The following is a 26,256-nucleotide window of genomic DNA, read 5'->3' on the forward strand; positions in this document are numbered from 1 at the left end:
CCTTCTTCCTGAAATCGGAACCCGGCGGATCAAGCCTGATTCGTATTCAGAGGAAGGGGATTGGGTCCATGGAGTTTAAGAAGCTCGGACGTACCGAACTAAAAGTCTCGCCGCTCTGCTTCGGCGGCAACGTATTTGGATGGACGGTCGATGAAGCGACTTCGTTTTCGCTGCTCGACCGTTTTGTCGATGCAGGCCTGAATTTCATCGACACGGCGGATGTCTACTCCGCCTGGGCCAACGGCAATGTCGGTGGCGAATCCGAAACCATCATCGGCAACTGGCTGAAATCCCGGGGCCTGCGCGACAAGGTGGTTATCGCGACCAAGGTGGGCTCGGAAATGGGGCCTGACGAAAAAGGCCTTTCTCCCGCTTATATCCGCAAAGCCGTCGACGCCTCTCTCAAGCGGCTGCAAACCGACTATATCGACCTCTATCAGTCGCATTGGGATGATCCCGAAACACCGTTCGAAGACACGCTCGGCACCTATAAAGAGCTGATCGACGCCGGGAAAGTGCGCGTCATCGGCGCTTCCAACCTGACGCCGGAACGCCTGACGGAAGCGCTGGACGTTGCGAAGAAACACAACCTCCCGCGCTACGAAACCTTGCAGCCGCTCTATAATCTTTATGACCGGTCGGGTTTTGAGGACGGGCTGGAAGCAATCTGCCGCGACAACGAGATTGGCGTCATCCCCTATTACGCATTGGCTGCGGGCTTCCTGACCGGCAAATACCGGTCTGCCGATGATCTTGGCCAGAGCGCTCGTGGCAAGTCGGTTGAGAAATATCTGACGGATCGCGGTTCGCGGATCATTGCCGCGCTGGACGAAGTGGCCCGCAATGTCGACGCCACGCAGGCACAGGTGGCTATCGCCTGGATGATCGCGCACCCGTCAATCACCGCCCCGATTGCCAGCGCCACACGCCTGACCCAATTGGGAGAACTGATCACTGCCGCCGAGCTGAAGCTGCGCGACAGCGACATTGCCCTTTTGAACAAGGCAAGCGCCTAAATCCACAGAAACCCGCCGAGATATCGGCGGGTTCGTTTATCCCTCAATCTCTTCCCGCAGCATTTCGAGTTCCAGCCATTCTTCTTCCATGGCGGCGTTCTCGCTGCGCTTCTTTTCCAGAAGATCGGCAGTCTTGGCAAAAAGCGTCGGGTCCTTGGCATAGAGCTGCGGATCGGCAAGCTTGCCTTCAAGGACGGTGATTTCCTTGCCCAGAGCGTCCATCTTGCCCGGCAGCGTTTCCAGCGCGAATTTCTGCTTGAAGGAGAGCTTGCGCTTTTCCTCACGCTTTGGCTGCGAAGCCTCCTCGCTGCTATCGCCGCCCTTATCACCAGCGCGGGCGTTCGCCGTCTTGACGTTGCGACGTTCCAGCGCCTGTTCCTTGCGCTGCGCCATCATGTCGGCATAACCACCCGCATATTCCAGCCAGCGCCCGTCGCCTTCCGGCGCGATCACAGAGGTCACCGTGCGGTCGAGAAAATCGCGATCATGGCTGACCAGAATAACCGTACCCGGAAAACCTGCGACCAGTTCCTGCAACAGATCCAGCGTTTCCATGTCGAGATCGTTGGTCGGCTCGTCGAGGATCAGCAGGTTGGCGGGGCGAGCCAGCACGCGGGCCAGCATCAGACGCGCCCTTTCGCCACCGGAAAGCTCGCGGATCGGCGTCCGGGCCTGTTCCGGCTGGAACAGAAAGTCCTTCATATAGGAAACAACATGGCGCTGCTCGCCATTGATGACGAGGTTTTCCCCGCGCCCGTCGGTCAGATAATGCGACAGCGTCTCATCCAGATTGAGGCTGTCACGCTTCTGATCAAGCTCGGCCATTTCCAGATTGACGCCCAGCCGAAGCGTGCCGGAATCTGGCGCCAGCTTGTCGGTCAGGAGCGAGAGCAGTGTGGTTTTTCCCGCGCCGTTGGGGCCGACCAGACCGATCCGGTCGCCGCGCTGCACGCGCGTGGAGAAATCCTTCACCAGAACACGGTCGCCATAGGCTTTGTTCAGCAACTTGGCTTCGATCACCAGCTTGCCGGATTCCTTGGAATCGCTGGCCGTCAGAACCGCCGACCCTTGCGCCTTGCGGTGATTGCGGAAATCCGCGCGCATGGAATGCAATTCGCCGAGGCGGCGCATGTTGCGCTTGCGGCGTGCCGTCACGCCATAGCGCAGCCAATGCTCCTCGCGGGCAATCTGGCGGCCAAGCTTGTGATGATCGCGCTCTTCTTCTTCCAGAACCTTGTCGCGCCATTCCTCGAAATGGCCGAAACCCTGCTCCAGACGGCGTGTGATACCACGGTCGAGCCAGACAGTCGCGCGGCTGACATTTTCCAGAAAGCGACGGTCATGCGAGATCAGCACGATGGCCGAACGGATCTGGCGCAATTCGCCTTCCAGCCATTCGATGGTTGTCAGATCGAGATGGTTGGTCGGCTCGTCGAGCAAAAGCACATCGGGCTGCGGCGCGATCACACGCGCCAGCGCCGCACGGCGCGCTTCGCCACCCGAAAGATGATCCGGATTTTCGTCGCCGGTCAGGCCCAGATGCTCCAGAAGATAGGTCACGCGATGCGGATCGTCGGTCGGTCCGAGCCCCGCTTCGACATAGGCGCGCACGCTGGCAAAGCCGTCCATGTCCGGCACCTGCGGCAGATAGCGAACGGTCGCGCCCGGATGCTTGAACACTTCGCCCGAAGTCGGCTCGACCATGCCGGCGGCGATCTTCAAAAGCGTGGATTTGCCAGAACCATTGCGCCCGACCAGCGCGATGCGGTCGCCCTCGCTCACCGAAAGGCTCGCATCCTCCAGAAGCGGCGTACCGCCGAAGGTGAGCTTGATCTGGTCTAGGCGAAGGAGCGGTGGTGCCATGGTGTCTTCTGAGGCTTTCTGGGCGGTTCTCGGGATGTGCTTTGAAATTCCGCCCTGCTTGTCCGCGACAAAAGCCGTTCTGTCAAATGGATCGATAGGAAAGAGGCACGAAAAACAAACAGGCCGGGTTTCCCCGGCCTGTCCGCGATACGATTTTAAGCTTCAAGCTTACTGGCAGCGTGCTTCGTAGACGCGGCCGTAGTTGTCGCGATAGCGGCAGTACTGCACGCCATTACGCGTCTGGGCAGCGCCAACCAGCGTACCGGCAACAGCACCAATAGCAGCACCCGTGAGAGCGCCACGGCCGTTACCGCCGATTGCACCACCGGCGAGAGCACCGATTGCTGCACCGCCAACACCGTAACCAGCTGTGCGCTGTTCGTTGGTCGTGCATGCTGCTGTCGACAATGCGAGCACCCCGGCAACCGCAATCATGGAAAGACGTGACTTCATCAAACAATCTCCTGTCAAAGTTGACACTTCAGGTGCCGATTTTGCGTCCCCAATTTCGGCGCTAACTAATAACCCGCTTACCGCATTTGAAATACGTTTCGCTGTCGAGCGTCAAGCCTTTTCAATCGGTAAGGTTAGCGACACGCCGTCAGCATGCTCCGAATTTAAGTTTGCAACAAGTATCGCTAAGCCAGAACGCACAGTAATGCGAAGTGTTCCACGCACTATATTGGAAACTGTCCACGAAGAACCAAAAGGAAGGGTCACGTTGTCTAACGGCCACTCTGCATTTGTGATTGAAAGCCCGTCCACAGCGGTGAAACTGATGACGCTGAACAGCGTGCCGTCAGGGAAATCATAGGTAAACTCGCCAGCCGTCACCGGCCATGCCTCTTCCGCACCGCTGGACAGGAGGACATTCCGCCCCTTGTTGGCCTGCGCTGTCGCCATTGTGAGATGCAGCAGCGTGTGGTCGGTGCGCTGGCCGCCAAAAGCACCGCACAAAATGGCGCGTGTCGCGCCACGGGCAAAGGCTTCCTCGAAAGCCAGTTCGCCGTCTGTCATGTCCTTGGCGCGCGGAAATGTCTTTTGCGGCACATGCGCATATTGATCGAGCAGGGCTTGTGGCGTGGAATCGAAATCGCCGAGCCACAGTTCCGGTTCGACGCCCAGAGCGGCCGCATGACGAATACCACCATCGGCGGCCAGAATGCGCGCGCCGGCTATCTGCTGACGCAGCCGTTCGGTTACGACGAGGTCGCCGCCGAGAAGGATGACGAATGTGCTCATAAGCCGCTCTTATCATGGGCAAATCCCAGCTGGAAGTCTGCTCTGTCCCAGTTTGTATCGCTTTTGCCTCTCTTGCCCTTCATGGCCTGACATATTAATGTCGCAACGCTCTAACGGGGTGCCATTTGTTCCCATGAATGGCTGAGAGGTTTTTCAAAAAACCAACCCGCTGAACCTGATCCGGTTTGCACCGGCGGAGGGATTAGATGCTGCTCTGCGGCACGATCCCGAAAAGTAGCAGCTTTTCGGTTATTGTTGTGCTCCAGACCCCAAGCGGCGCTAAATCCTTTTAACTTTATGAAAGGACGTGCCGTTATGCGGCTGTTATCTTTGCTGGCCTTCTCTTTCGCGGCAGCCGTTAGTCTGGCACCTGCGGCACAGGCCAAAGACAAGCTCACCATCTATACCTATGACAGTTTCATTTCCGAATGGGGTCCCGGTCCCAAGGTAAAGGAAAACTTCGAGAAGGAATGCGACTGCGAGATCAACTGGGTCGCTTCCGCCGACGGTGTGGCCCTGCTCAACCGGCTGAAGCTTGAAGGCGGCAACACCAAGGCCGATATCGTGCTTGGCCTCGACACCAACCTGACCACGGAAGCGCGCGCCACTGGCTTCTTTGCGCCAAGTGGCATCGATCTTGGCAATGTCAGCGTGCCGGGTGACTTCAAGGACGATATTTTCGTACCCTATGACTATGGCTATTTCGCCATTGTCTATGATTCGGAAAAGCTGCCCAATCCGCCCAAGAGCCTGAAGGAACTGGTCGAAGGCGACCCGTCGCAGAAGATCGTGCTTCAGGATCCGCGCACCTCGACACCGGGTCTTGGTATGCTGCTTTGGATGAAAGCCGTCTATGGCGATCAGGCCGGCGATGCCTGGCAGAAATTGCAGAAGCGCATTCTCACCGTCACGCCGGGCTGGTCGGAAGCCTATGGCCTCTTCACCAAGGGTGAAGCGCCGATGGTGCTCTCCTATACCAGTTCGCCAGCCTATCATGTCATTGCGGAGAAGACAGATCGCTACAAGGCGCTGGCCTATCCGGAAGGCAATTACCTCCAGATCGAGCTTGCCGCCCAGACGACGACCGGCGCCAAGAACCCGCTGGCGCAGAAATTCCTGTCCTTCATGACCGGCCCCGGCTTTCAGGATGTGATCCCGGAAACCAACTGGATGTTCCCGGCAGGCAAGACATCAACGCCGCTTCCCGCCGCTTTCGACGCCTTGCCGAAACCGGAAAAGACCTTGCTCATTCCAGCCGACGAGGTTGCGAAGAACCGCAAGGCCTGGGTCGATGAATGGCTGGCAGCTACCAGCAAATGATCAACGCTCCGGCAGGCAAGAACACCAGCCCCACCCCCGCGATGAAACCCGTCGCGGGGGCTTTGGCGCTGGCCTTCCTTATCGTGCTTGCCGGTGGCGCGCTTGTCGCTCTTGCCTTTGAAGCCAGCGGCGGCTTCGATGTCGCCGCAAATTTCGATGCCTATCTCTGGCGAACCGCCCGTTTCACCATCGCACAAGCCGTCGCTTCGAGCCTGCTTTCGGTCGCCTTTGCGATCCCAGTTGCGCGCGCCTTGCATTCGGAAGCGCATTTTCCCGGACGGGGTTTTATTCTGCGGCTGTTCGCCCTGCCGCTCGCGTTGCCTGCCCTTGTGGCCGTGCTGGGCGTTACCAGCATTTACGGTCGAAACGGCCTCATCGCCCATATATCGGAGGCTGCGGGCCATTCGTTCCAGCCGGATATCTATGGCATTACGGGCATTTTGATTGCGCATGTGTTCTTCAACATGCCGCTGGCAGTGCGGCTCATCCTCGCCGCCTATGAATCGATACCCGCCGACTATTGGAAACTCGCGGCCCAGCTTGGCATGGGCAACAGCGCCCGTTTCCGGCTGATCGAATGGCCGGTTATCCGCCGCAGCCTGCCCGGCATGGCGGGGCTCATCTTCATGCTGTGCGTGACGAGCTTCACCACCGTGCTGACGCTCGGCGGTGGTCCACGGGCGACAACACTGGAAGTGGCGATCTATCAAAGCCTGCATTTCGATTTCGACCCGGCACGTGCGGTGGCGCTCACCGTCACCCAGCTCGGGCTGACCTTGCTGATCCTGCTGGCCCTGCGCCTGACCGGGCGTCCTTCCGAAGAAGGCTTTACCCACACGGCAACACCGCGCCGCTATGGCAGGCCTGCGCGTGGTGAACGCCTGTTCAACATCATCGCCATTCTCATCGGCTTTCTTTATGTCGCCTTGCCGATTGCAGGCGTGGTCGTGTCTGGTCTTGCCGCCGACCTCGCCCGCCTGCTCAGCGAACAGACGGTCTGGCGCGCCATCGGCACTAGCCTGGCGCTCGGCTTTTCTGCGGCAACGCTCTCGGTGCTTCTCTCACTGGCGCTCGTTTCAGCCCGGGAAGCGGTAAAAAACAACAAAATAGCCAGCCTGTTCGATACGGGCGCGAGCCTCATTCTGGTCATGCCGCCCATCGTGATCGGCGCCGGATGGTTCATCCTGCTGCGCCATTTCACCAATCCTTTCGCCATCGCACCGGTGATGGTGGTCACGGTCAACGCAGCCATGGCCATGCCTTTCGCAGTCCGGCTGTTGCGCCCGGCCTGGGACACGGCAGCCGCACGCCACAATAGGCTCTGTGCCCAGCTTGGCATTTATGGCCTCAATCGGCTGCGGCTCATTGACTGGCCGTCGATCCGCAGACCCTTTGGCATGGCCTTCGCCTTTGCCATGGCGCTTTCCATTGGCGACCTTGGCACAATCGCGCTGTTCGGCAGCGATGCGCTTCTGACCCTGCCCTATCTTCTCTTGCAGCGCATGGGCAGTTACCGCACATTCGATGCGGCCGGTCTCGCGCTCATTCTGGGGCTTCTCTGCCTCGGTCTGATGATGCTTGCCGACCGCGCCGCCACATCCCGGAAAGAGAATTCCGCCTCATGACTGCTTCCGCCGACATCCGCCTTACCGACGTGCGCTTCAGCTATGGCGAAACCGCAATGCGCTTCGATCTGGCTATTGCGGGCGGCGCTATTGCGGCCATTGTCGGCCCAAGCGGCTCGGGCAAGTCCACGCTCCTGAATCTCATTGCCGGTTTCGAGACGCCTTCATCGGGCGCCATTGCCATCGGCGGTGTCGATGTAACTCACCTGCCGCCGCCGCAACGGCCGGTTTCGATGGTGTTTCAGGAAAACAACCTGTTTGCCCATCTGACAGTCGCGCAAAATGTCGGCCTCGGTCGCGCGCCCAACCTGAAACTGACGGATAGCGACCGCGCCGCCATTGCCGACGCGCTGACCCGTGTCGGCCTCAAGGATAAAGAACAGCGCAAGCCCGAAGCCCTGTCCGGCGGTGAACGCCAGCGGGTGGCGATTGCCCGCGCGCTTGTTCGCGAACGCCCGGTGCTGTTGCTGGATGAAGCCTTCGCCTCGCTTGGACCCGCATTGCGGCATCAGATGCTCGATCTGGTCAATGAACTGCGCCGTGAAACCGGCATGACCGTGTTGATGGTCACCCATACGCCGGAAGATGCGCTCTATCTCGATGCGCAATTGCTGTTCATCGAAAACGGTGAGGTCGTGGCGCAAGGACCGGCGAAGGACCTTTTGTCGGAGACTGGACCTGACGCGCTTCGGCGCTATATCGGTGATAAAAGCCGATAGAGCGGCTTCTGTTGTGACGTAATCGTTGAAACCGCTCTATCCTTTTTTACGCCGCATCGTCCGACGCAAAACCGCTTCGCACTTTTGCTGGAAATGCTCTAATCTCAAATAGAGTTACGGTAACGGACATATTTTGTTCGCAATCCACCGGAAGAACCGTATTCAACTTTACTGGGCCGCTTGTACGTCTGCTGGTCTGTGACTAGATTTGCGGACGACCTGATGATGTATGAATCGCGAGGATAAAATACTGTTCCGTCACAAGACCCTTTTCCGGGCCTCCCTGTGTCTTCCAGTCTCCCTGCCAGAACGGACGCAGCGCAATTGGCGGAAAACAGCCGTGGGTTTTGGCTTGTTTGCTGTCGCCCTGATTTCCGGGTGCCAGTCGATCAATTCCAGCAAGGATCTCGGCTTGCAGCCATCGGATAATCCGGTGACGGTTGATAATGTGACGCGCAACGACAAGCTGGCGCAGATCGGTGCACAGCAGCATCCGCGCATTCTCGCCACCTATGGCGGCGAATACAAGGATCAGCGGCTGGAGCGCATGGTCGCGAAGATCGTGGGCAAGCTCACGACCGTTTCCGACAAGCCGGACCAGACCTACCGCATCACCATTCTCGATTCACCCAACATCAACGCCTTCGCCCTGCCCGGCGGCTATCTCTACGTGACGCGCGGCCTGCTTGCGCTCGCCAATGATTCCTCGGAAGTCGCAGCGGTGATCGCCCATGAAATGGGCCACGTCGTCGCCAATCACGGCATTCTGCGGCAGGAAAAGGAAGCAGAAACAGAAATCGCCGGTCGTGTGGCCAGCGAAGTGTTGCACAACGAATCCGCCAGCCGTGAAGCGCTTATTCGCGGCAAGCTGCGCCTTGCCCAGTTCTCGCGCAATCAGGAACTGCAAGCCGACGCTATCGGTATCAAGATGATCGGCGAAGCGGGTTATGACCCATTCGCCTCGGCACGTTTCCTGCAATCGATGGAGGCCTATACCGGTTTCCGTTCGGTGTCGGGTGCGACCGATGCGAGCCTCGACTTCCTCGCCAGCCACCCCGCCACCCCGCAACGCATCGAACTGGCGCTGGGCCATGCCCGCCGCATTGGCGCGCCGGGCGTGGGCACAACCGACCGCGATTCCTTCCTCGATGGCATTGACGGGCTGCTCTATGGCGACTCGCCCACTGAGGGCTATATTCGCGAGCAGACCTTCATTCATCCGAAGCTCGGCGTGACGTTCCGCGCGCCCGAAGGCTTCACTATCGACAATTCCGCTACCGCCGTCATGGCGAGCGGTCCCGGTGAAGTGGCAATCCGTTTCGACGGCGCTTCCCTGCCATCCGGTTCCAGCCTTACCGATTATATCAAGTCGGGCTGGGTGACGGGTCTGGACGAAAGCTCCATTCAGGCGACCACCATCAACGGATTGCCTGCCGCAACCGCGCGCGCTGCTGCCGACCGCTGGCAGTTCGACATCGTGGTGATTGGCGCAAACGGAAAGGTCTATCGTTTCCTGACTGCGGCACCGAAAGGCAGCAACGCTCTGCTGCCCGCCTCGCAGACCGTGACGCAGTCCTTCCGCCTTCTCACGCCCGCCGAACAGAACGCCATCAAGCCACTGCGCATCCGCGTTGTGACGGTGAAGCCGGGCGACACCATGGCAAGCCTGTCGTCACGTGTTCAGGGGACGACGCGCAAGCTTGAACTGTTCCGCCTGCTCAACGCCATGCCAGCCGGAGCCACTGTCTCCGTCGGCGACCGCGTGAAGATAATCAGTGAATAATATGGAAACCCGTATCGACGCATTGCTTGCAGGCCAGATCGCTCCACTCGGTCCACGTAACGCGCCGAGCGCGATCGACAAGCGCCCTGTTACCGGCAAGGCCCGCGTGACGTTGGTCGGTCTCGATTGCGACGAGCAAGGCGACCGCAAGGTGCATGGCGGGCCAGAGAAGGCGCTGCATCACTATCCTCACGATCACTACGCTGTCTGGCGCAAGGACATTGGCGACAATCATCGGCTTGGCGCAGCTGGCGCTTTCGGTGAAAACATTTCCACCACCGGTCTTGATGAGCACAATGTCGCTGTCGGCGACCGTTTCCGCTTCGGAACGGCGCTGATCGAAGTTTCGCAAGGGCGTCAGCCGTGCTGGAAGCTCAATGCACGCTTCGAGACACCGGATATGGCAATCCGTGTCCAGAAGACCGGAAGAACCGGCTGGTATTATCGCGTACTGGAAGAAGGTGAAGCGCAGACCGGCGACAGTATGGTGCTTGTTGACCGTCTTTCGCCCGAATGGTCGCTGCACCGCGTCTGGCATCTGCTTTATGTCGATATGCTCAATTACGACGAGCTGGCACTTATGGCCGTAATTCCGCATCTGGCGGATGGCTGGAAGCGCTATGCCATTCGTCGTCTGGAAAACCGCAAGGTTGAGGATTGGTCAAACCGCCTCGAAGGCGACAAGTCCTGACTGCCGAAAAGAAAGGGCGGTCCGACCGCCCTTTTCTTGTGCTGCCCAAGTGTTGTGAATGTCTGGCCGTCAGGCCTGATAAGCTGCCAGTTCGTGCTGGCTGAGCAGCGCGATCTTGAGCTTTTCCAGCGCACGACTTTCGATCTGTCGTACACGTTCCTTCGAAATACCGAGCTTTTCGCCAAGCGCTTCCAGTGTCACGCCATCATCGTCCAGACGGCGTTCACGGATGATGTGCAATTCGCGCTCGTTGAGCGAGTGCAGCGCAACATGCAGCCACTGGTTCCGGCGTTCCATATCGATGGAGCTTTCGGCGACTTCATCCTGAAGCGGATGATCATCGACGAGAAAATCCATGCGCCGCGACGCACCGGACTCATCATTGTTGACCGGCGCAGACAAGGAGCTGTCGGGGCCGGACAGGCGACTGTCCATGAACTCCACATCGGTGGCCGAAACGCCCAGCTGATCTGAAATCTCGCGATAGATTTCCGCCTTGCTCATGGTGTCGTCGGCCTGAGCCAGCTTGGAACGCAGACGACGGAGATTGAAGAACAAAGCTTTCTGGGCAGAGCTTGTACCACCGCGAACGATGGACCAGTTACGCAGAATATAGTCCTGCATGGATGCGCGGATCCACCAGGATGCATAGGTCGAGAAACGGACCTCACGATCCGGGTCGAAACGGGCGGCTGCTTCCAGAAGGCCGACATAGCCCTCCTGAATGAGATCATTCATCGGCAACTTGAACTTGCGAAAACGCCCGGCCATGGAAATCACCAGACGCATATGCGCCGAGGTGATGCGGTGCAGGGCATCCTGGTCTTTCAACTCTTTCCAGCGAATGGCGAGGTCCCGCTCCTCTTCGCGCTCCAGATAGGGAGCCGACATTGCGCTGCGGATCATGGATTGGGAAGACGAGGCTGGCGTTGGGAGATTACGCGCAGCCGGAGGCATGCGATGTGCGGGAACTGCGGAAGAACTGCTTATTGATGACGGCTTCATCTGGTTCTCCTGTTCTGAACTGACACCCTTCTGGACGCCAGGCTGAAGGATATGCCAGTTACGCGAAGAACAATTGAACACTAACAAAAGTCGTTCAGAACGCCCTCTTGGACAGTCTTGAGGCACACGTTCGAACGCCGCAAAACAAACCCATTACGAACTGGTGTCTTGCACAACGCGCGAAAAGCGATCCGGTTCCCTTCGAAAAGTATAAATCTCTGACAACGCTGACAAAAGTGGACTGGGGTAAATGATTGATTTGGAAAATCATTCAAATTTGAAGCAAGTCACTGTAGCCGGCAGCAGCATCCGCCCAGAGTGAAACGCGCTTTAAACAGCACAAATAAAAAACCCGGCTTTCGCCGGGCTTTTTAAAACATCGAGAAAAGTGAAACTTATGCAGCTTCAACTTCATCATCTTCAAGGTCGGCTTCAGCATCGGCTTTGCCGCGCTTCGGTCCCTTGGCGAGATTGGCTTCGATGAGACGGACAGCCTCGGTATCCGACAGCTTGTTGACGGCTGCGATTTCGCGAGCCATGCGGTCGAGAGCAGCTTCATAAAGCTGGCGTTCGGAATAGGACTGTTCCGGCTGGTTTTCTGCACGATAGAGATCGCGCACAACTTCCGAAATAGAGATCAGGTCGCCGGAATTGATCTTCGCATCATATTCCTGCGCGCGGCGCGACCACATGGTACGCTTTACACGGGCACGACCTTGCACCACCTTCAGAGCACGCTCCACATAATCCGTTTCAGACAGCTTGCGCATACCGATGGTTGCGGCCTTGGCGACCGGTACCTTCAGACGCATCTTGTCTTTTTCGAAATCGATCACGAAAAGTTCAAGCTTGTGACCAGCCACTTCCTGCTCTTCGATCGCTACGATCTGACCAACGCCATGAGCCGGATACACAATCGACTCACCGGTCTTGAAACCACCACGGATTGCGGGTTTTTTCTGCTGGGATGACATACGCTTCAATACTCCCTGTTGTGCCCGGCGCGACCCGCCGGTTGACACATGATCTTCGACCGCGCTTCTACAAAGCACGGAAGCTGTTGTCGGCACTGGAGCCTATGTCGATCTGACAAAAGCAGACCGGCGCTCCAAGCCGCTGTTAAGGCGCATTTATGCGGCGTCAGATGTTTTCCATCCGACTGCAAAATGCGATGACCGGAAACGCCTCTAACGGCAGATTTTCTCTATCGGGCGAGAAAAGGGGCAGAAACGGAATGATGTTGCGGCGCATAAAACCGTCCTGAGAAGCCAAGAACTTTTCAGGACCTTGCGTTTGATCGCAATCATCCACCCCGGTGCCAATTTTAGCCCGGTAAAAAACATCAGCCTTTCTGAGAAAAACGCATTTGCGCCACGAATTGACGTCCAGTCACCGAAATTATTGGTGCAGGCTAACACAATTTCGCGAAAGAATCAACAAATTGCCAGATATGTCCCGTCTGGCAACTTAATACACCTGTTTTGCCGGTGCTTTCCCGTGATTTTATTCGTCTTTTGCCGCCTTAATGTAGAAAAAGCAAGTGAAAGGCGATGCTAATCTACATGCGATGGCAAGACGATAGGCAGGTCGGAACTCAGTCGCCGCTGCCTGGCTCCGGGGAGAAATGGTTTTCGAGCTTACCCGTGACGCCGTCCATTTCCTTGGCTTCCGGCAAGGCATCCTTCTTGACGGTGATATTCGGCCACTTCGCCGCATATTCCGTGTTGAGTTCCAGCCACTTGTCGAGGCCAGGCTCGGTATCCGGGCTGATGGCTTCAGCAGGGCATTCCGGCTCGCACACGCCGCAGTCGATGCACTCGTCAGGATTGATGACGAGCATGTTCTCGCCTTCATAGAAGCAATCGACCGGACAGACCTCGACGCAGTCCGTATATTTGCAGCGAATGCAATTATCGGTCACGACATAGGTCATCGTCGAACTCCTGTTACCGCCCCTCTTTCCGAGAGGTGGTTTATCCATCCTGGTGTTTTGCGCCGATATCCGACAGGCCTATGGAAATGGCTGTGTCATGAAATATCTCGCCACGACGTCACGGTCCATGGAAACGATAGTGGATCGGATGACCCATTTTATCGTCATGTCCTTCGTGACACAGCGTGAGGTAACGATTTTATTGCGCTCTGACAAGGGTGCAATCGCCGCATTATAAGCATCGCGCAAATAGCGGAAACCGCATTTCGTCTCAACCTGAAAGCGTAGAAAACACTTTCGTCAAAGCGCCTTACAGAGCAATTTCCATCGCGGTCACTTCTGCGGCTGCGGCAACACGTCCGGATCAAATCCCGCGCAAGCGGTCCGTATCGCGGCGTTCTTTCTTGGTGGGGCGTCCAGCGCCGCTCTCACGCTGCGGCAGAGCTGTGACTGTCGGATCGCTCGAAGATACCGGAGCTGGCGACATATCTTGATAGAGAAGCTGGGCTTCGGGTGCGGGGCCACGCCGCTCGCCGGGCAGAAGCACCTTGTAAACGAGGATGCGGCGATCAAGTGTAACGGTCAGCACATCGCCGACTTTCACCTGATGTGCAGCCTGATCAATCTTGTCGCGGTTGACCCGGACCTTGCCGCCGACGGCGAGTTTCGCCGCCAGCGATCTTGATTTGACCACGCGCGCGAAAAACAGCCACTTGTCGATACGCTGTCTTCCGCTCGGTTCACCGGTCATCTTACTTCTTCATCTGCTCCTTGAGAGCCAGAAGCTTGGCGAACGGCGAATCGGGATCGATCCGTGCGGGGCGTTCCTGCTCGAAGCGCTTGTTGCCCTGCGATGCGCCATGAGGGGCACCATGCTCGCGCTTTGGCTGGCGGTCACGACCGCCGCCGTCACGGGGCTTGCCCTTAAAGCCTTCGCGCTTGCCCTGACCTTCGCCGTCATGATTGTGACGCTTGTTCTTGTCGAAACGCTTGCCGCCACGCGCATTCTGCTCGTCGCCGCCTTCGGACTTGCGCGCCTCGCCCTGCTGACCACGATTGTTCTGGCCACCATGACGCTGACGGTTGTTCTGTTCCTGATTGCGGTTACGACCTTCGAAACGGCCCTGACGCCACAGGAGAACCGGCTTCGGCTCTTCAACAACCGCGTCACCGGCAGGTGCAGCGGCTTCGGCAACGGGGGCTTCCGCAGCTGGTGCTGGCTCTTCAGCCTTCACTTCTACAGCGACAACCGGTGCTGGCACTGGTTCTGCAGCAGGCACGGCAGGCTTTTCAGCTTCCGCTGCAACAGCGGAAACGGCGACGCCTGCATCCTTGGCAGCAGCTTCGGCAGCAAAGGCATCCAGTTCTGCAAGCTTGGCCGCAACATCGGCTGCTTCCATCGCCTCATGGCGATAGCCCAGGCTCTTGAGGATTTCTTCCATGTCTTCGGTGGTCGCACCGAGGATCGACATCATGGCAGGCGTGACGATGAAACGTCCGCCGTCATAAGCGCCATCCGGACGAACACCCGAACCCGGACGCCAGGCCAGAGCCGGACGGATGAGATCGGCAAGACGTTCCAGAATGTCGATACGAACTGCACGACGGCCAAGCACGCGATAGCCTGCCAGACGGTAGAACATCGGATCGAAAGCCGGATCGACGACAACCGACGTACGACCAGCAGCCAGAACATTGACCACATCGCCGTAACCGGCACGCTCGCGGCCATCGTTCTTCAAGGCCCAGAGCAGCGTGATGAGACCGGCAGGAGCCGGCTTCAGCAGCATGGGCATGAAGACGTGATAGGCACCGAAACGCACGCCGAGACGACGGAGCGCCGCACGCGAATCTTGATCGAGACCGCGTACTTCCTCCACCACCTCACGGCGCTGGAGAATACCGAGGTTCTCGACGATCTGGAAAGCCAGACCGCGCGTCATGCCGGTCAGCGCGTCTGCACCAGCCAGATCGGTCAGGGGCTTCAAAACGGTTTCGATGTGATGCGCCACGAAACGGTCAATGCGCGCAGCGACCTTGTCCCGTGCGGGACCGGTGAGCTGTTCGTCGGCAAGGATCACCGTGCGCGGCTTCAGAATGTCGTCACCTGCAACCAAAGTTGCGACGGTCGCACCGACCCAGCGCAAGACGCCGTCCGAACCAAGCGCGAAGTCTCCGTTGGGAGCAGCCGCAAAGCGCTCCGCACGGCGATCGAACTCGGCGGCCAGCGCCTTTTGCGCAGCCGTCTTCACTGCCTTCGCGTCCGGCCCCTCGGCCTGGACGTCGGCGGTGAAACGGAATCCTTCCAGTTGCCCAATATTGTGGCCTTCGACACTCACGTCTCCGGCCGGGCTGATTTCTGCTTCAAGCATGGCATTCTCTCTCAGGCGCCTCATAAGCACGCTTGTCCTGCGGTCTACAAAGCGTTTCGTCAACCTTTCATGCAGCGCGTCGGACAATCTGTCCTCTATTTCGCGCGTCTTTTCCTGCCAGTGTGTCGGATCGGCAAGCCAACCGGGCCTATGCGACACAAAAGTCCAGGTTCGAATTTGCGCCACGCGGTGCGACAGAGTGTCGATTTCCCCCTCTGTACTGTCGGCGCGGCGCACCTGTTCGCTCATATAATCTTCATCGACGCTCCCTCGGCGCACTAGATCCTGATAGATAGACGCAATGATATCGGCATGTTGTGCCGGTGCGATCTTACGATAATCGGGAAGCGCACAGGCATCCCACAAAAGTTCAATTCGCGCCGGCGTTGTCGCAAGGCGCACAATCTCTCCGTCTTTCGACAGATTTTCAAGCGCCTGCTGGTCAACAGCCGGCAAAGCCTTGGCAAGCCCCTCGACCGGGGCCGGGGTTTCCAGTGATCGGCGCAGTGCCTCAATCGACGAGAAGTCGAAACGCTCCGTGCGCCATTGCAGCACTTTCACCGGATCGAAATTATGCGCTTCCACCCGCTCGACCAGTTCGTCGTCGAAGGGCTGCACCTGCCCCGTCACACCAAATGTGCCGTCGCGCAGATGGCGACCGGCGCGACCGGCGATCTGCCCCACTTCGGCAGGCGTGAGATCACGGAACTGATAGCCATCGAACTTACGGTTCTGCGCGAAGGCCACATGATCGACATCGAGATTGAGGCCCATGCCGATGGCATCTGTCGCCACAAGAAAATCTACGTCGCCCGACTGATAAAGCTCGACCTGCGCGTTGCGCGTGCGCGGCGACAAAGCGCCCATCACCACAGCAGCCCCGCCGCGTTGGCGACGGATCAACTCGGCAATCGCGTAAACCTCATCGGCAGAAAATGCGACGATGGCAGACCGGTTCGGCAGGCGCGTGATCTTCTTGGAACCGGCATAGGCCAGATGCGACAGGCGCGGGCGTGTTACCACATTAATGCCGCGCAGGAGTTTTTCCAGAATGGTGCGCATGGTCGCGGCACCGAGCAGAAGTGTTTCCTGTCGTCCGCGCAGATGTAAAATACGGTCTGTGAAAATATGTCCGCGTTCAAGATCGCCAGCGAGTTGCACTTCGTCGATGGCGACGAATGCCACATCGGTGCGGCGCGGCATGGCTTCCACAGTGCAAACGGAATAACGCGCAGTGGGCGGGACGATCTTTTCCTCGCCGGTGACCAGCGCGACATTAGCCACGCCGACCCGTTCGACGACACGATTGTAGACCTCGCGCGCCAGAAGGCGCAGCGGCAGGCCGATCATGCCGCTCCCGTGCGACAGCATACGCTCGATTGCGAGATGGGTTTTGCCGGTATTGGTTGGCCCCAGCACCGCAGTCACGTCGCGGCCGCTCAGGGTCAGCGGCAAATCATGGGCAGGGCGTTGGTTCATGCCAATAATAGAATTCCCGGTGCAGGCACCCCAACATGCAATTGGGAGGCCGATTGTCGTGTCTTGCGATAGCACTATACGACCTTGGCCGAAAGCGCTCCTGTTAAGTTTGAACCACCCGCGATTTTAAAATAGGCAGCCCGACATTTTTTACAAATGGCCGATCTCAGCGAACGACCCGATTTAACGAATAGAACGACTCTGGAACGAATCGGCTACGAATCGCTGACTCTGATTCCTTCGCCTTTTGTTCACGGCAACATATGGTAACCGGATTGTCGATAGCCACCATATGCTGAATCTCATAGATGCGACGTCCCAACATAAACAGAACAGAACGCGATTGGCGTTAACTTTTGCCAGAAGCGCGTCAACAGCTTATGACAGCACTTTGAGCAGTTTAAAGAAAACTTAACAATTCCTAATAGTTGGTTATCGAAAATCAAGTCGCGAAAGCCATTTTCATTAACCTTCAGGCCAAAGCCGGAACGAATCGGCGACGAATCGGTGATTGATCAATTTTCTCTCTTTGTTCTCACCATATCTGGTAGGCTTTCACCAAAGCGCACCATATTGGAACATCGATTACCGCAACGATACACCCGAAAACCGGACAGAGAAGCCGTTTGGCGTTAACCTTTGAACGCTCAAGCGGAACCCTCCCCGTCTGCATTCGCCATCAAGCCTGTCATTGCGGACATAAAAAGGCAGGCTGCGGAAACCCACAGCCTGCCCGAAAGATAAAGCCTGATCGGAAGCAGATCAGTCGCGCTCGACACACATGGCAACACCCATGCCGCCGCCGATGCAAAGTGTCGCGAGACCGCGCTTGGCATCACGGCGCTTCATTTCATAAAGCAGCGTGGTCAACACGCGCGCGCCTGACGCGCCAATCGGATGGCCGATGGCAATTGCGCCACCATTGACGTTGACGATCTCCGGATTCAGGCCAAGATCGCGAACAACGGCGCAGGATTGTGCGGCGAAAGCTTCATTGGCTTCCACCAGTTCCAGATCGTCAATCGTCCAGCCCGCCTTTTCCAGCGCCTTGCGCGTTGCCGGGATCGGACCAGTACCCATGATCGACGGATCGACACCAGCCGTTGCCCAGGAAACAATACGCGCAAGCGGCTTCACGCCGCGCTTGCTGGCTTCCTCGGCCTCCATTAGTACGACTGCCGCAGCGCCGTCATTCAGACCGGAGGCATTGCCCGCCGTCACCGTGCCTTCCTTGTCGAAGGCGGGCTTCAGCTTGGTCAGCGCTTCGATGGTCGTGCCCGGACGAATATATTCGTCGGACGAAACGACAACGTCGCCCTTGCGCGTCTTGACAGTGAACGGGACGATTTCATCCTCGAACTTTCCGGCCTTCTGCGCGGCTTCCGCCTTCTGCTGGGAGCCGAGCGCGAATTCATCCTGATCGGCACGGGTCAATTGCCACTGGCGTGCAATGTTTTCTGCGGTGATCCCCATGTGATAGCCGTGGAACGCATCGGTCAGGCCGTCCTTGAGCATGGTGTCGATCATCTTGAAGTCGCCCATTTTCACGCCGCCGCGCAAATGCGCACAATGCGGCGCCATGGACATGGATTCCTGACCGCCAGCCACGATAACCTTCGCATCGCCGGACTGGATCTGCTGCATGCCGAGCGCAACAGCGCGCAGGCCGGAGCCGCAAAGCTGGTTGATCGCAAAACCCGTTGCTTCTTTCGGGCAACCGGCGGCCATTGCGGCCTGACGGGCTGGGTTTTGCCCCTCGCCTGCCGTCAGCACCTGTCCGAGAATAACCTCATCCACGTCGTCAGCCGCAACGCCTGCCCGTTCCAGCGCCGCCTTGATCACGGTCGCGCCCAGTTCATGGGCAGGCACAGTGGCGAAAGCACCGTTGAACGACCCCACTGCCGTGCGAGCGGCGCTGGCGATGACGATGGCTTTCGGATCGGTTGCGGCAGTCATGCTATTCCTCCGTGACAAACTGTTGCGACAGAGAAAAACCAAAAAGCCCGGCTTGGCAAGGATTACATCATAAACCTTCGGTAAAGCGAAAAGCTGTTTCTCCGGAATAGAGGTACTTTAGCGGATGCGGATCATCCCCCAGACGCTAAAATGGCAGCATTGAAACAGGAGGTTCCCATGGTCCAACTCACGCTCGATCAGGCCAATTCCATCATCGCAACAGCCTTTGCCAAAGCCAGCGATCTAAAGCTCAAGCCGCTTGCCGTCTCGGTTTTCGATGCAGGCGGCAATCTCAAGGCGTTTCAGCGCCAGGACGGCACGTCGATCCTCCGCTTCGAGATTGCATCCGGTAAAGCCTTTGGCGCTCTGGCGGTCGGGACCGGCTCGCGCTGGCTGCACAATCAGGCAAAGGATCGCCCGCATTTTCTGGAAGGCCTCTCCGGCGTTTCCGGCGGCAAAATCGTTCCAGTACCTGGCGGCGTCATCATCAAGAATAGCGATGGAGAAATTGTTGGCGCGGTCGGCGTTTCGGGAGATACGTCAGACAATGATGAAGCTGTCGCCATTGCTGGCATAGAAAAGGCCGGTTTCACCGCAGACGCCGGTTGAACTGAAAAAGAAGAAGGCCGCCCAATAATAGCGGCCTTCATTTTTTATCTTTTATCGCAAGTTCTTGTGGGCGAAATGCACTATAGCCCTTGCGCTATTTTCGTCCAACCGCCCGTCAAGATTAGGTGTGTCAGACATATATTTCGAGAAATTATCTTTATAATCTGCATTATCTATAACATTAAAAAAAGAAGATGCAGATCTAAAAGAAACGCTGGAATTTAATATGATTGCCTTGATGATATCATTCATTGATAGCCACCATTAAATAAATTTATAATACACAGTACTTTTCAACGGCTACATTGAGGCAAAAAAATGTCCGGTCAGTTTAGACCGACTTGCGACCGGCGATTTATTCTTCGTTTCTCTAAAATTCCGAAAGATAATAAAAGAAAACGCCGCTCCCGGTTTCCCGGAAACGGCGTTTTTGAAACGTGTCTGCTAGGCTGCGGTAACCGCAGCGTCAGACCTATTCCTTAGCTTCGAGGACCTGACGGCCGCGATACATACCGCTCTTCAGATCGATATGATGCGGACGACGAAGTTCGCCCGAGTTCTTGTCCTCGACATAGGTCGGGGCCTTCAGAGCGTCAGCCGAACGGCGCATGCCGCGCTTCGACGGAGACGTTTTTCTTTTAGGTACTGCCATGGATCCAGCTCCACTGATCGGTCAATAAACGTCCGGCACGGCCCCGGTGGAGCCTGTCACAGCGGACAAAATTCCGGAAAGTCAGGTGCCTATACACGCTCTTGCGGGCTTTGACCAGTCGGAGTCTGATCTTTTTTTCATGACTCGCATTTATTGTACGCAGGCCACATAGGGACCGGAGCGTACCGCGCGACCGGCAACGATCCGCGCGATGCGCTGCATGTTGCGGGTCGGCTTGGCCGGATTGCGCAGCGCCGGATTGGGCAATGTCACAGCCAGAAGCGCTGCCTGCTGCGCATTGAGCTTTGCCGCCGGTCGCTTGAAATAATGCTGGGCGGCGGCTTCGATGCCGTAAATGCCTGGCCCCCACTCGGCGATGTTCAGATAGATCTCCATGATCCGGCGCTTGGACAGGATCGCGTCCGCGGCCAGCGCCAGCGGAAATTCCAGCCCCTTGCGGATGAAAGAACGCCCATTCCACAGGAAGAGATTCTTCACCGTCTGCATAGTGATGGTGGAAGCGCCCCGGCTTGGGCCGCCTTCGCCGGCATCATCCAGCACAATGCTCAGCTGATGCCAGTCCACACCGCCATGACTGCAAAACTGGCCGTCCTCCGCCATCATCACCGCATTGATTACATTCGGCGAAATATCATCGATGCTCACCCAGCGCCGGTCGACATTCTGAAACAGGACATAGTCCTTCACCATCAGCATTGAGACCGGGCGCACGAAGGGGATTGAATAAACGAGGAGGAGAAAGAGCGGCAACACCGCCAGCACCAGCAAAACCCGGAACGCCAGAATGATCCGGCGTCCCCACACGGGATCGGCCAGATAACTGCGCCCGTTTTTGCTCTTTAAGATGATTTTGGCCACGTCCACCGCCTGATGTACTCCCCCAGCGACATAAACCATTCTTTAATAATATAGAACCCGATTCCATAATCCTGTGTTGGAAACAAGCCGGAAACATATCGTTTGATGACCGTCTGATGAAAAAGCCTGTGCTGATCGATATGCCCAGTTGACCAAATTAGCGCTTTCGTCCATGCCGATCATCATGGAACATGTGACTGTCGAATTCACCGATGCCCTGAACCATCGCGCCCACGAAGTGGAAGCGATGCTGATCGGGCTTCTTGATGAGCGCCTGCGCAGCGGTGAGATCGCCCGCCCGGAACGGCTGATTGCCGCCATGCGTCACGGTGTGCTGAATGGTGGCAAACGGCTGCGTCCGTTCCTGGTTGTGGAAAGTGCTGCACTATTCGGCAAGAGCGGCGACGCCGTGCTACGGGTTGCGGCGGCACTGGAATGCATCCATTGCTATTCGCTCGTTCACGACGATCTTCCCGCCATGGACGATGATGATCTGCGCCGCGGCCAGCCAACGGTGCACAAGGCCTTTGACGAAGCGGCTGCGATTCTCGCGGGCGACAGCCTTCTTACCTACGCTTTCGACATTGTTGCCTCTGACGAGACCGATCTCGATTCGTCCGTGCGCGTACAACTGGTTTCCGCCCTCGCCCGTGCCTCGGGCCTTGGCGGCATGGCGGGCGGGCAGGCCCTCGATCTGATGGCCGAGACAAAGAAGCCGGACGAAGCTGGCATCATAACGCTTCAGGCGATGAAAACCGGCGCGCTGATCCGCTTTGCCTGCGAGGCAGGGGCGATCATCGCCGACGCCTCCCGCGAAGATCGCGAACGCATGGCGGAGTTCGGTTCAGCCATCGGTCTTGCTTTCCAGCTTGCCGACGACCTTCTGGACGTGACGGCAGATGCCGCTGCAATGGGCAAGGCGACTGGCAAGGATGCAGCTGCCGGCAAGGCAACCCTTGTGGCACTGCATGGCATCGACTGGACGCGCAAGCAATTGTCGGGCCTTGTCGCTCAGGCGGAAAGCCTGCTTGCTCCTTTCGGCAAGGATGCCGATATTCTCAAGCAGGCTGCGCGATTCATCGCCGAACGCCAGAGCTAATGCTCAAAGATCGTCTTCTCGGACCTTGATCAGAACGACATCATCGACAGAAAGTATGCGCCCATCCTGCGCGCGCACGTCGAGCTTGGCAATGTTCTGACCAGACACGCTGTCGACCAGCCGTGAATGCGGTTCCTCCGGCGCGAAGAGATGCTTCTCGCCCCATTGCCGCAGAGAGACCACGACCGGCAGAAGATCGCGCCCTTTCGCAGTCAGCACATATTCCTGATGCGCACCGCCATTGGGATCGGGCACGCTTTCCAGAATACCTTCGCCCGTCAGCTTGCGCAGACGCTCGGCCAGAATATTGCGCGCAATGCCCAGATTCTTCTGAAAAGCGCTGAAGCGTGTCACGCCATCAAAGGCCTCCCGCACGATCAGCAGCGACCACCAGTCACCGATTACATCCAGCGCCCGCGCACTGGGACAATAGTCGCCTTTCAGGCTCTTCTTGCGAACCATCTTCACTCCATTCATTCAATCTGGTTGCAATATAAAACTTCTTTCGCTACAAGCAAAATGGTTTCATATTAAAACCAAATTTGCTGGAGTTCATCATGCAGATATCTCCCGACGCGGCAGCGCAAACTGCCGCGAACAGTGATGCGCGCCCATCGCTCTCCACCTCCACCCTTCTTCTGTTTGCCATTGCGAGCGGTCTTGCCGTTGCCAATGTCTATTTTGCGCATCCGCTTCTGGATGTGATGGCCGACGATATCGGACTGGACCGCTCCACTGCGGGACTGATCGTCGGTGCGAGCCAGATTGGCTACGGACTTGGCCTCATCTTTCTGGTGCCGCTTGGCGACCTCTTCGATCGGCGCAAACTGATCGTCGCGCATTTCCTGCTGTCTTCGCTGACACTGGCCGCCGTCGGTATTGCCGGACAACCCGCCCTGCTCTTTCTCGCGATGGCTGCGACCGGCCTTCTTGCCGTGGTTACACAAGCGCTCGTGGCCTATGCGGCAAGCCTTGCGGAGCCCATGCGACGCGGCCATGTCGTGGGGATTGTGACGAGCGGTATCGTGCTTGGCATATTGCTCGCCCGCGCAGTTGCAGGCGCGCTGACCGACATTGGCGGCTGGCGGAGTGTCTATTTGAGCTCGGCAGCCGTCACCTTGCTGATCGGTCTCATGCTCTGGCGCAGCCTGCCGCGGCAAAAGCGACAAGCCGTAAACGTTTCCTATCCGGCGCTGATCCTGTCACTCGCAACCCTGTTCAAAGAAGAACCTGTGCTGCGCATTCGCGCCATCATCGCCATGCTGATCTTTGCCGACATCACCACCCTGCTCGCCCCGCTGGTGATGCCGCTGAGTGCGCCACCCTTTGAATTGAGCCATGCGGAGATCGGCCTGTTTGGCCTTGCGGGCGCTGCCGGTGCGCTGGCGGCCTCACGGGCCGGGAGCGCTGCGGATCGCGGCCATGCACAGCGTATGACCGGCATAGCGCTCGCGCTGATGCTGGTGGCATGGGCACCCATAGCTCTGCTCGGGCAATCCCTGCTCTGGCTAATCGTCGGTGTGCTGATTATCGATTTCGGGCTTCAGGCGGTCCATGTGACCAATCAGGCGATGATCTATCGTGTGCGCCCGGACGCCCAGAACCGGCTCACCGCCGCCTATATGGTTTTCTATTCCATAGGCAGCGCGAGTGGTTCAGCGGTTTCAACCTGGGTCTATGCCCATGCGGGCTGGAACGGTGTGTGCCTGCTTGGCGCAGGCATCAGCCTCGTCACGCTCGTCTTCTGGGCAGCGACACTGAAAACAACACCAGAAGCTGCTACGAGCGCGGTAACTTGCTCGGCTTAATTCTGTCCGGCGGCTACCTTCTGACCAAGCCCAAAGCGGTTCTCGATATAATCGGCAACCATCTTCTGGAAATCTGCGGCAATGGCGGGACCGCGCAGCGTCGTCACCTTCTTGCCATCGACAAAGACCGGTGCGGACGGCGTTTCGCCCGTACCGGGAAGTGAAATACCGATATCGGCATGTTTCGATTCGCCCGGGCCGTTGACGATGCAGCCCATGACCGCAACGGAAAGCGCTTCCACGCCCGGATATTTTTCACGCCAGACCGGCATGTTGCGGCGGATGTCGTCCTGAATGGTCTGCGCCAGTTCCTGAAACACTGTCGACGTCGTGCGTCCGCAACCGGGGCACGCCGCAACAATCGGGATGAATTGGCGAAAGCCCATGGTCTGCAAAAGTTCCTGCGACACCTGCACCTCGCGGGTGCGGTCGCCGCCCGGTTCCGGGGTCAGCGAAATGCGGATCGTGTCGCCAATGCCCTGCTGCAACAGAATACCCATGGCCGCCGACGAGGCGACAATGCCCTTGGTGCCCATGCCAGCTTCGGTGAGACCCAGATGCAGCGCATGATTGGAACGCGTTGCCAGCATCGTATAGACGGCGATCAGATCCTGCACCTGACTAACCTTGGCCGACAGAATGATCTTGTCGCGAGCAAGGCCAATCTCTTCCGCAAGATTGGCGGAAATCAGGGCCGACTGCACGATGGCCTCGCGCATGACTTCCTGCGCGCTCAGTGGTGCGCCTGCATCCTGATTGCTGTCCATCAGCGTGGTCAGAAGTTCCTGATCGAGCGAACCCCAGTTCACGCCGATGCGGACAGGCTTGTCGTAGCGGATCGCCATTTCGACGATATCGGCGAACTGCTTGTCCTTCTTGTCCTTGAAACCGACATTGCCCGGATTGATGCGATATTTCGCAAGCGCTTCCGCGCAGCCCGGATGATCGGCGAGCAGCTTGTGGCCGATATAATGAAAGTCACCGACGAGCGGCACGTCATGTCCCAGACGCTCCAGCCTTTCGCGAATTTTCGGCACGGCAGCGGCGGATTCATCGCGATCCACCGTAATGCGCACGATCTCGGACCCTGCGCGGTGCAAGGCTGCGACCTGCGCGACGGTGGCATCCACATCCGCCGTATCCGTATTGGTCATCGACTGCACGACGACTGGCGCACTGCCGCCGACGATGACGCCACCGACGCTAACACCAACCGATTGGCGGCGAGGGAAAGGATGCGAGAAATAGCTGACGGTCTCGGAAGACATTTTGCTCTGTTCTTAACTGGGTCTGCGCTTATAAGGATTTCGATCTATATAATCACTTGCCGACGCATTGTCGCCCTCTCATTATGCGCGTCATCATAAACGAGGACGCCCACCCATGACTGACGCAACTGCCCGCAAAACCGCTATTGTCACTGGCTCCAATTCCGGAATCGGCCTTGGCATCGCCCATGCATTGGCGGCCGCGGGACACAACGTTGTGATCAACTCCTTCACCGACCGTGACGAAGATCATGCGCTTGCCCGCATGCTGGGCGAAGAACATGGCGCCAGCGTGGTCTATATCGCAGCCGATATGTCGAAGGGCGACGACTGCCGCAGGCTGGTCACCGACAGCGTCAAGGCTTTCGGCAGCGCCGATATTCTGGTCAACAATGCAGGTATCCAGCATGTTGCGCCAGTGGAAGAGTTTCCGACCGAGCAATGGGACCGCATTATCGCGATCAACCTGACCTCGGCCTTCCATACATCCGCTGCCGCCATCCCGCATATGCGCGCGGGCGGCTGGGGACGTATCATCAATATCGCGTCGGCCCACGGACTGGTCGCCTCACCGTTCAAGTCGGCCTATGTCGCTGCCAAGCACGGCATTGTGGGCTTTACCAAGACACTGGCGCTGGAACTGGCGACAGCCAAGATCACTGCCAATTCCATCTGCCCCGGCTATGTGCTGACACCGCTTGTGGAAGCGCAGATTCCAGACCAGATGAAGGCCCACAACATGGATCGTGAAACGGTGATCCGCGAAGTGATGCTCGATAAACAGCCGACGAAGGAATTCGTCACCACCGCACAGATCGGGGCGCTTGCAGCCTTCCTCGCCACGGATGCGGCCGCGCAGATCAATGGCGCGGCCCTGCCTGTCGAAGGTGGCTGGACCGCGGAATAAACAGGTCTATTCATTTGTTTTCACGCATTA

At 57.9% G+C, this 26,256-nt stretch carries 23 protein-coding genes and 1 riboswitch; of the genes, 10 read left to right on the plus strand and 13 right to left on the minus strand.

Translation table 11 applies throughout. The annotated features are described in order from the left end of the window. Positions 1-68 precede the first annotated feature (68 nt). The gene (locus FHW00_RS15330; RefSeq protein WP_078339517.1) at positions 69-1,016 is read left to right on the plus strand and encodes an aldo/keto reductase; all 948 of its coding nucleotides are present in this window, start codon (positions 69-71) and stop codon (positions 1,014-1,016) included. A gap of 36 nt (positions 1,017-1,052) precedes the next feature. Here FHW00_RS15330 and FHW00_RS15335 read toward each other — a convergent pair whose 3' ends face one another. From FHW00_RS15335 to FHW00_RS15345, 3 genes are all read right to left on the minus strand, one after another. Further along, the gene (locus tag FHW00_RS15335) at positions 1,053-2,879 is read right to left on the minus strand and encodes an ABC-F family ATP-binding cassette domain-containing protein (protein ID WP_078339518.1); all 1,827 of its coding nucleotides are present in this window, start codon (positions 2,877-2,879) and stop codon (positions 1,053-1,055) included. A 168-nt stretch (positions 2,880-3,047) separates the two neighbouring features. Beyond that, positions 3,048-3,332 (minus strand): glycine zipper domain-containing protein, encoded by a 285-nt coding sequence (locus FHW00_RS15340; RefSeq protein ID WP_078339519.1) that lies wholly within the window; start codon positions 3,330-3,332, stop codon positions 3,048-3,050. Positions 3,333-3,443: 111 nt separating this feature from the next. Next, positions 3,444-4,121: a thiamine diphosphokinase gene (locus FHW00_RS15345; protein WP_078339520.1), complete on the minus strand. Its 678-nt coding sequence runs from the start codon at positions 4,119-4,121 to the stop codon at positions 3,444-3,446. A gap of 104 nt (positions 4,122-4,225) precedes the next feature. Continuing rightward, positions 4,226-4,340: riboswitch (TPP riboswitch) on the plus strand. A 96-nt stretch (positions 4,341-4,436) separates the two neighbouring features. On the opposite strand from FHW00_RS15345, the gene thiB reads away from it, so the two are divergent. From thiB to FHW00_RS15370, 5 genes are all read left to right on the plus strand, one after another. Beyond that, complete coding sequence (gene thiB / locus FHW00_RS15350) at positions 4,437-5,441, plus strand: thiamine ABC transporter substrate binding subunit (RefSeq protein ID WP_078339521.1); 1,005 nt, start codon at positions 4,437-4,439, stop codon at positions 5,439-5,441. After that, entirely contained in the window at positions 5,417-7,066 is a 1,650-nt protein-coding gene (gene thiP, locus FHW00_RS15355; RefSeq protein ID WP_445557948.1) for a thiamine/thiamine pyrophosphate ABC transporter permease ThiP, read from the plus strand. The genes thiB and thiP overlap by 25 nt, the downstream gene beginning before the upstream one ends. Beyond that, positions 7,063-7,785 carry a thiamine ABC transporter ATP-binding protein gene (gene thiQ / locus FHW00_RS15360; protein WP_078339522.1) on the plus strand — a complete coding sequence of 241 codons (723 nt, stop codon included), beginning with the start codon at positions 7,063-7,065 and terminating at the stop codon, positions 7,783-7,785. The genes thiP and thiQ overlap by 4 nt, the downstream gene beginning before the upstream one ends. Before the next feature lie 301 nt (positions 7,786-8,086). Then, positions 8,087-9,568, plus strand: coding sequence for a cell division protease CdlP (gene cdlP / locus FHW00_RS15365; RefSeq protein ID WP_113534762.1), 1,482 nt, complete (start codon positions 8,087-8,089; stop codon positions 9,566-9,568). 1 nt (position 9,569) lies between these two features. Next, complete coding sequence (locus tag FHW00_RS15370) at positions 9,570-10,259, plus strand: MOSC domain-containing protein (RefSeq protein ID WP_078339523.1); 690 nt, start codon at positions 9,570-9,572, stop codon at positions 10,257-10,259. Between the two features lie 69 nt (positions 10,260-10,328). On the opposite strand, the gene FHW00_RS15375 is transcribed toward FHW00_RS15370, so the two are convergent. From FHW00_RS15375 to FHW00_RS15400, 6 genes are all read right to left on the minus strand, one after another. Further along, on the minus strand, positions 10,329-11,264 hold the full coding sequence (locus FHW00_RS15375) for an RNA polymerase factor sigma-32 (protein ID WP_078339524.1): 936 nt from the start codon (positions 11,262-11,264) through the stop codon (positions 10,329-10,331). Between the two features lie 395 nt (positions 11,265-11,659). Beyond that, entirely contained in the window at positions 11,660-12,238 is a 579-nt protein-coding gene (locus FHW00_RS15380) for a CarD family transcriptional regulator (RefSeq protein ID WP_078339525.1), read from the minus strand. 620 nt (positions 12,239-12,858) lie between these two features. After that, positions 12,859-13,197 carry a ferredoxin FdxA gene (gene fdxA / locus FHW00_RS15385; RefSeq protein ID WP_078339526.1) on the minus strand — a complete coding sequence of 113 codons (339 nt, stop codon included), beginning with the start codon at positions 13,195-13,197 and terminating at the stop codon, positions 12,859-12,861. 364 nt (positions 13,198-13,561) lie between these two features. Further along, a complete protein-coding gene (locus FHW00_RS15390) occupies positions 13,562-13,948 on the minus strand; it encodes an RNA-binding S4 domain-containing protein (protein ID WP_078339527.1) in 387 nt (128 codons plus the stop codon). A gap of 1 nt (position 13,949) precedes the next feature. Continuing rightward, positions 13,950-17,048 carry a helicase-related protein gene (locus tag FHW00_RS15395; RefSeq protein ID WP_078339528.1) on the minus strand — a complete coding sequence of 1,033 codons (3,099 nt, stop codon included), beginning with the start codon at positions 17,046-17,048 and terminating at the stop codon, positions 13,950-13,952. A gap of 762 nt (positions 17,049-17,810) precedes the next feature. Then, positions 17,811-19,004 carry an acetyl-CoA C-acetyltransferase gene (locus FHW00_RS15400; RefSeq protein WP_078339529.1) on the minus strand — a complete coding sequence of 398 codons (1,194 nt, stop codon included), beginning with the start codon at positions 19,002-19,004 and terminating at the stop codon, positions 17,811-17,813. A gap of 177 nt (positions 19,005-19,181) precedes the next feature. On the opposite strand from FHW00_RS15400, the gene FHW00_RS15405 reads away from it, so the two are divergent. Then, on the plus strand, positions 19,182-19,613 hold the full coding sequence (locus FHW00_RS15405) for a GlcG/HbpS family heme-binding protein (protein ID WP_078339530.1): 432 nt from the start codon (positions 19,182-19,184) through the stop codon (positions 19,611-19,613). 472 nt (positions 19,614-20,085) lie between these two features. Here FHW00_RS15405 and rpmF read toward each other — a convergent pair whose 3' ends face one another. Together rpmF and mtgA are read right to left on the minus strand one after the other, a co-directional pair. Continuing rightward, positions 20,086-20,265 (minus strand): 50S ribosomal protein L32, encoded by a 180-nt coding sequence (rpmF, locus tag FHW00_RS15410; RefSeq protein ID WP_006467787.1) that lies wholly within the window; start codon positions 20,263-20,265, stop codon positions 20,086-20,088. Positions 20,266-20,415: 150 nt separating this feature from the next. Next, positions 20,416-21,144 (minus strand): monofunctional biosynthetic peptidoglycan transglycosylase, encoded by a 729-nt coding sequence (gene mtgA, locus FHW00_RS15415; protein WP_176168336.1) that lies wholly within the window; start codon positions 21,142-21,144, stop codon positions 20,416-20,418. A 184-nt stretch (positions 21,145-21,328) separates the two neighbouring features. Between mtgA and FHW00_RS15420 the strand changes: the two genes are divergently transcribed. Further along, positions 21,329-22,243, plus strand: a complete 915-nt coding sequence (locus FHW00_RS15420) for a polyprenyl synthetase family protein (protein ID WP_078339592.1) — start codon at positions 21,329-21,331, stop codon at positions 22,241-22,243. 3 nt (positions 22,244-22,246) lie between these two features. On the opposite strand, the gene FHW00_RS15425 is transcribed toward FHW00_RS15420, so the two are convergent. After that, complete coding sequence (locus FHW00_RS15425) at positions 22,247-22,705, minus strand: winged helix-turn-helix transcriptional regulator (protein ID WP_078339532.1); 459 nt, start codon at positions 22,703-22,705, stop codon at positions 22,247-22,249. A 95-nt stretch (positions 22,706-22,800) separates the two neighbouring features. Here FHW00_RS15425 and FHW00_RS15430 point away from each other — a divergent pair, with 95 nt between their 5' ends. Next, on the plus strand, positions 22,801-24,051 hold the full coding sequence (locus FHW00_RS15430) for an MFS transporter (RefSeq protein WP_078339593.1): 1,251 nt from the start codon (positions 22,801-22,803) through the stop codon (positions 24,049-24,051). Here the strand turns inward: FHW00_RS15430 and ispG are convergent. After that, complete coding sequence (gene ispG / locus FHW00_RS15435; RefSeq protein WP_078339533.1) at positions 24,048-25,319, minus strand: flavodoxin-dependent (E)-4-hydroxy-3-methylbut-2-enyl-diphosphate synthase; 1,272 nt, start codon at positions 25,317-25,319, stop codon at positions 24,048-24,050. The genes FHW00_RS15430 and ispG overlap by 4 nt on opposite strands. A 115-nt stretch (positions 25,320-25,434) precedes the next feature. Here ispG and FHW00_RS15440 point away from each other — a divergent pair, with 115 nt between their 5' ends. Further along, on the plus strand, positions 25,435-26,226 hold the full coding sequence (locus FHW00_RS15440) for a 3-hydroxybutyrate dehydrogenase (RefSeq protein ID WP_078339534.1): 792 nt from the start codon (positions 25,435-25,437) through the stop codon (positions 26,224-26,226). Positions 26,227-26,256: the final 30 nt, after the last annotated feature.

It is taken from the genome of Ochrobactrum sp. P6BSIII, assembly GCF_014138065.1.
Lineage (GTDB): Bacteria > Pseudomonadota > Alphaproteobacteria > Rhizobiales > Rhizobiaceae > Brucella.